We start from the raw sequence: 5,786 nt of genomic DNA on the forward strand, positions 1-5,786 counted from the left end.
GCGCGGCCGCGCGGCGGCGCGGCGCCGCTCGGCCGCGCCAACGCGTGCCGCGGCCCCCGCCGGACGGCCGCCGCCGCGACCGCCCTGCTGTGGTGCGTCGGAGTCGTCGGCTTCTGCACCGTGCTCGCCGGCTCGCTGGGCGCGTCCCTCGAGCGGGACGTCGCCCGCTCGTTCACGGGCCGGTTCGTCGTCGACGCGGGCGCCGGCGGGACCGGCGGGTTCGACACCCGGTTCGTCCGGGAGGCGGACGCGCTGCCCCAGACGGGCGCCGTCGCGGCGCTCGGCACCGGCACCGCCCGGGTGGGCGGCGAGGTCGCGACCGTCAGCGTCGCCGACCCGTCCGCGCTCCGCCGCGTCCTGGACCTGGACGTCGTCCAGGGCACCCTCGCGGACCCGCGCACCTTCGCCGTTTCCGAGGGCGTCGCGGAGGAGAACGGCTGGCGGGCCGGGACACCGGTCCCGGTGACGTTCGCCGACGGACGTTCACGGACCCTCACCGTCGGGGCCGTCTACACCGCCACCGGCCTGACCGGCGACCTCCTCCTCCCCCGGGCCGTGTGGGACGCGCACGGCGGGCGGCCGCTCGCGCGCACGGCGTTCGTGGACGTCGCGCCCGGCGTCCCGCCCGCGGACGCCCGCCGCGCCCTCGCCGCGCTCGCCGGCCGGTACGGCGCGCCGGACGTGCGGACGCGGGACGAGTTCGTCGCGGCCCGGACCGCGCGGCAGCGCGCCTTCCTCCCGGTGGTCTACGGGATGGCGGGCCTCGCGGTCGTGGTGGCGCTGCTCGGCATCGCGAACACGCTGTCGCTGGCGGTGCACGAGCGAACCCGGGAGCTCGGCCTGCTGCGCGCGGTCGGCGCGACCCGCGCGCAGGTCAGGTCGATCGTCCGCTGGGAATCGATGGTCGTCGCGCTGCTCGGCACGGGCGGCGGGCTCATGGCCGGGGTGTTCCTCGGCTGGGGCATCGGCACCGCGCTCGGCGCCCCGTTCGCGCCCCGGGCCGTCCCGCTGGCGGTGATCGCGCTGGTCGGGGCCGTCACCGGGACGCTCGCCGCGGTCGGCCCCGCGCGCCGCGCCGCGCGCGCCGCCGTCCCGGCCGCCGCCGCCGCGGAATGACCGATCACCGGGCGGTCGCACGGAGTGACGTCGCGCGCCGAATGCGTGACCCCGGCGTGCGAATACCCCTCCACCGCGTGGATATGGTGTGTCCATGCAGGTCAACCAGTCGGGCAAACTGACCAACGTCTGTTACGACATCCGGGGGCCGGTCCTCAAGCGCGCCAAGGAGCTGGAGGCCCAGGGGCACCGCATCCTCAAGCTGAACATCGGCAACCCGGCCCCGTTCGGCTTCGAGGCGCCGCCGGAGCTGCTCCAGGACATGATCCGCAACCTGCCGGAGGCGCACGGCTACAGCGACTCCAAGGGCATCCTCCCCGCCCGCCGCGCCGTCGTGCAGCGGTTCGAGGAGAACGGCGTCGACGGCGTCGACGTCGAGGACGTCTACCTCGGCAACGGCGTGTCCGAGCTGATCGTCATGACCCTGCAGGCGTTGCTGAACAACGGCGACGAGGTCCTCATCCCGGCCCCCGACTACCCGCTGTGGACGGCGTCCGCGTCGCTGTGCGGGGGCACGCCCGTCCACTACCTGTGCGATGAGGACGCCGACTGGGCCCCCGACACCGACGACATCGAGGCGAAGGTCACCGAGCGGACCCGGGCGATCGTGCTGATCAACCCGAACAATCCGACCGGCGCCGTCTACCCGCGCGAGGTCCTCACCCGCATCGCCGAGATCGCCCGCCGGCACAACCTGATCGTCTTCGCCGACGAGATCTACGACCGGATCCTGTACGACGACACCGAGCACGTCCCCATCGCGTCGCTGGCCCCCGACCTGCTGTGCCTGACCTTCGGCGGACTGTCCAAGAACTACCGTGTCGCCGGTTTCCGCTCCGGATGGGTGGTGCTGTCCGGCCCGAAGGAGCACGCCGAGTCCTACATCGAGGGCCTCGACATCCTCGCGAACATGCGGCTGTGCCCGAACGTCCCCGGCCAGCACGCCATCCAGGCCGCGCTCGGCGGCTACCAGAGCATCGACGACCTGGTGTTGCCCACCGGCCGCCTCGGCGAGCAGCGCGACCGCGCCTGGAAGCTCCTCAACGACCTCCCCGGCGTGTCCTGCGTCCAGCCGAAGGGCGCCCTGTACGTCTTCCCGCGCCTCGACCCCGCGATGTACCCGATCGAGGACGACATGCGCTTCGCGCTCGACCTGCTCGAGCAGCAGAAGCTCCTCGTCGTCCAGGGGACGGGCTTCAACTGGCCGACCACCGACCACTTCCGCGTCGTCACGCTCCAGTACGCCGACGACCTGGAGGAGTCGATCAACCGCATCGGCGCGTTCCTCGACTCCTACCGCCGCTGACCGCCGAGCCGCCCGCCGAACCGTCCGCCGCCCGGCCCGGCGCGCCCGTCCCGGGTTCCGGGGGCCACCGGCCGGGACGGCGGCGCGCTACCGGCCTCCGCGAGCGCGCGGCCCCGGAGGTCGGCGCGCTCGATGCCGCGGCCGTCCGTCCGGTCAATCCATGACCAGCACCGTCTTGCCGCGCCCGTGCCCGGTCGCGACCTGCCGGTGCGCGTCGGCGGCCCGCGTCCACGAGTGGGCTCCCCGCACGTGCAGGTCGAGCCTGCCCTCCTCGTAGTACCGGACGGCTTCCGCCACCCGCGCGATCGTCCGCTTCTCCCGCGCCACGAGCCGCACACCGAGCTCCCCGGCGCGGCCGTGCTCCACGAGCGTGACGATCCGTCCGGGATCCTTCACCAGCTCGAGCGACGCCGTCAGCGCGTCACCGCCCGCGCCGTCGAGCGCCGCGTCCACCCCGCCGGGCGCCGCCGCGCGCACCCGCTCCACCAGCCCGTCCCCGTACCGGACGGGGATCGCGCCGAGCGCCCGCAGGTAGTCGTGGTTGCCCTCGCTCGCGGTCCCGACGACCGTCGCCCCCGCGATCCGGGCCAACTGGACGGCGACGGCGCCGACACCCCCGGCGGCGGCGTGCACCAGCAGCGTGTCCCCCGCACCGACGCCCATGTCCTCGAGCGCGATGTGCGGCGTCATCACGGCCGCGGAGAAGCCGCCCGCGACCTCCCAGGGCATCGAGGCGGGCTTCCGCGTGACCTGCGCCGCGGGCACGACGACGAACTCCGCGTAGCAGCCGAGCATCGAGAAGCCCAGCACCTCGTCCCCCACCGCGACGTCGGCCGTCCCTTCGCCGACCTCGTCCACGACGCCCGCGAACTCGTTGCCCGGCACCGTGCCGCCGGTGGCGCCCGGCGGCCGGTACCCGGCACGCACCGCCAGGTCGATCGGCTGCACCCCCGCCGCCCGGACCCGCACCCGCACGTCCCCCGGCCCGGCGTGCGGGGTCGGCGCCTCCTGGATCCGCAGAACCTCCGGCCCGCCCGGCTCGGCGGCGGCAACGACCTTCATGATGATCCTCCTTCTGGTGTGGACGAGCCCAACGCTAGAACCTCGACCAAACCTGAGGTCAATCCCGCGCATCGACCTTGGTCGGTGCGGGACTCTCCCTAAGTCCCTCGCGAGCCGGTGCACCGAAGCGCCAGTCTTCAAGCACCGGTACCCGCAGAGGAGGACAGGCGTGCGTAGGAGAACCGAGCGATCCCCGAACAAGGACGGGGTCACCGTGCTGAGCGAGCCGGCATGGCGAACCGCGTGCGTGTACGCCGTGTGCACGGCGGCCGGGGCGGTCCTCGGCCTGCTCGCCGGTCCCCTGGCCGACTGGCTGGTGACGCTCCCGTGGGCACCGATGCAGGGCCCGGCCGAGCTCGCCGCCTCCGTCCCCGCCCCGTGGCTGCTCGCCGCCGGTACGCTCGCGGGCCTGGCCGTCGGCTTCGTCGCCCACTTCGAGCAGTTGTCGGTCCGCCTGGCGGACGACCGTGTCGTGCTCGCCCGCAAGGGCCGGGAGCACGCGTACGCCCGCGCCGACATCGCCTCGGCCTTCCGGGACGGCAAGGACCTCGTCCTGCTCGGCCACGACGGCGGCGAACTCTTCCGGCAGGAGTGCGGCCTGGACTTCGGCCGGGTCGCCGACGCCTTCACCCGACACGGCTACGTGTGGGCGGACGCCGACCCGCACGAGAACGAGTTCCGCCGCTGGGTCCCCGGCCTCCCCGGCCTGCCGGAGGGCGCGAACGCCGTCCTCAGGGCGCGCGAGGCGCCGCTGAAGGAGAAGGGCTCCGACGCCGAGGACGTCCGGGAACTCCGCGACGAACTCGCCCGCCTCGGCGTCGTGGTGCGGGACGAGAAGCGGCGGCAATACGTGAGGACGCTCCCGCAGGCAGGCCCGGAACCGAAATGACGGCGCCGCCGGCGGCCGGGCAAAGCACGAACGCGTCGGCCGTCATCTGAACCATGCGCTGTGGCGTGCGGCCCATTCGGCCATCGAGGCTTCACCCTCTTCGACAAGGGCCCGCACGAGCGGCCGCCCTGCGTTCTCCGTGACTCCCGCGACCACGATGACGCCCCAGGTGCCGGCGCACGGCCACGGCGGCCGAAAAGGCTTGGCGGAGCGTGCCGGCCGTTCTCTAGATTGGACCCAAGATCATCTGACTGCTCCCGCCTAGGACCGCCGTGCCCCGCTGGTTGCTCGCGCTCGCGACGGGAGCGCTCGTCTTCTACACCGACGACTACGTCATCGCCGGTGTGCTGCCCGAGATCGCCCGTTCCCTCGAGATCACCGAGGGGGCGGCCGGGCAGCTCGTGACGGTCTTCTCCGTCACCGTGGCGATCGCCGCCCCGCTCGCCGCCGTCGCCACCGTCCGGTTCTCCCGCCGGGCCGTCCTGGTCGCGGCCGCCCTCGTCTTCACCGCGGCCAACATCGGAGCCGCGCTCAGCCAGACCTTCCCCGCTCTGCTGGCCCTGCGGGTCGTGGCCGCGCTCGCCGCCGCCACCGCGACACCCGCGCTCTTCGCGACCGCGGCGCGGCTCGCCTCCCCCGAACGGACGGGACGCGCCGTCGCGGCCGTCGCATTCGGCGTGACGGGCGCGATCGCGTTCGGCGTCCCCGCGGGGGCCTGGATCGGCGGGGCGTTCGGCTGGCGCGCCACGTTCGCCGTGATGGCCGCGGCGGGCGCCCTCGTCGTCGTGGCGTTCACCACCGCGCTGCCCCGCACCGACACCGGCCAGACCGCCCTGCCGGTACGCGCCCAGCTCGCCGTGCTCGCACGTCCGGCCATATCCATCGGGCTGGCCGCCAACATCGTGCTGATGTCCGGCTCGATGATGCTGCTGACGTACCTCGCGCCGTTCACCGCCGCCCTCGCCAACGTGGACGTCACCGACCGGGGCGTCCTCTTCGCGGTCGCCGGGCTGGCGGGCATGGCCGGCATCTGGGCGGGTGGACGCGCGACCGACGCCTGGGGCCCGGACCGGACACTGGCCGCCGGTGTCGGCGCGTTCGTCGCGACCATGGTCGCGCTGGCCGCGCTGTGGCCGCTACGGCCCGTTCCGTTCGTCCTGCTCCTCGGGATCGTGGCGGTCTGGGGCGGCGCCGCCTTCTGGAACTCCCCGGCCGTCCAGGCGAGGCTTCACCTGCTCGCAGGACCGGTCGCCACGCAGGCCCTCGCCCTGAACACGTCCGGCACCTACATCGGTGTCGCGGTCGGCGGAGGCGTCGGAGGCGCCGTGCTGGACATCGCCGGCCCCGGCCCGCTCCCCCTCATCTCCGGAACCGCAGGACTCATCGCACTCGGCCTCTTCACCACCACAACCC

The 5,786-nt window shown here is 74.2% G+C and carries 5 protein-coding genes; 4 read left to right on the top strand and 1 reads right to left on the bottom strand.

The features are described 5' to 3' along the window. Both ACFQ11_RS36775 and ACFQ11_RS36780 read left to right on the top strand, forming a co-directional pair. Positions 1 to 1,116: ABC transporter permease (locus tag ACFQ11_RS36775; protein ID WP_378307424.1), on the top strand; the 1,116-nt coding region annotated here is incomplete at its 5' end. 94 nt (positions 1,117 to 1,210) lie between these two features. Then, positions 1,211 to 2,422 carry a pyridoxal phosphate-dependent aminotransferase gene (locus ACFQ11_RS36780; protein ID WP_378307426.1) on the top strand — a complete coding sequence of 404 codons (1,212 nt, stop codon included), beginning with the start codon at positions 1,211 to 1,213 and terminating at the stop codon, positions 2,420 to 2,422. 153 nt (positions 2,423 to 2,575) lie between these two features. Here the strand turns inward: ACFQ11_RS36780 and ACFQ11_RS36785 are convergent, their stop codons facing one another. Next, complete coding sequence (locus ACFQ11_RS36785) at positions 2,576 to 3,484, bottom strand: NADP-dependent oxidoreductase (protein WP_378307428.1); 909 nt, start codon at positions 3,482 to 3,484, stop codon at positions 2,576 to 2,578. A gap of 169 nt (positions 3,485 to 3,653) precedes the next feature. Between ACFQ11_RS36785 and ACFQ11_RS36790 the strand changes: the two genes are divergently transcribed. Together ACFQ11_RS36790 and ACFQ11_RS36795 are read left to right on the top strand one after the other, a co-directional pair. Beyond that, positions 3,654 to 4,373, top strand: a complete 720-nt coding sequence (locus tag ACFQ11_RS36790; RefSeq protein WP_378307430.1) for a YqeB family protein — start codon at positions 3,654 to 3,656, stop codon at positions 4,371 to 4,373. Positions 4,374 to 4,645: 272 nt separating this feature from the next. Continuing rightward, the coding region (locus ACFQ11_RS36795) for an MFS transporter (protein ID WP_378307432.1) at positions 4,646 to 5,786 on the top strand (1,141 nt) is incomplete at its 3' end.

This window comes from Actinomadura sediminis (genome assembly GCF_042675525.1).
Lineage (GTDB): Bacteria > Actinomycetota > Actinomycetes > Streptosporangiales > Streptosporangiaceae > Spirillospora > Spirillospora sediminis.

Coding starts and splice junctions, on each gene's coding strand:
- ACFQ11_RS36780 (WP_378307426.1), top strand. CDS start 1,211: ATGCAGGTCAACCAGTCGGGCAAACTGACCAACGTCTGTTACGACATC.
- ACFQ11_RS36785 (WP_378307428.1), bottom strand. CDS start 3,484: ATGAAGGTCGTTGCCGCCGCCGAGCCGGGCGGGCCGGAGGTTCTGCGG.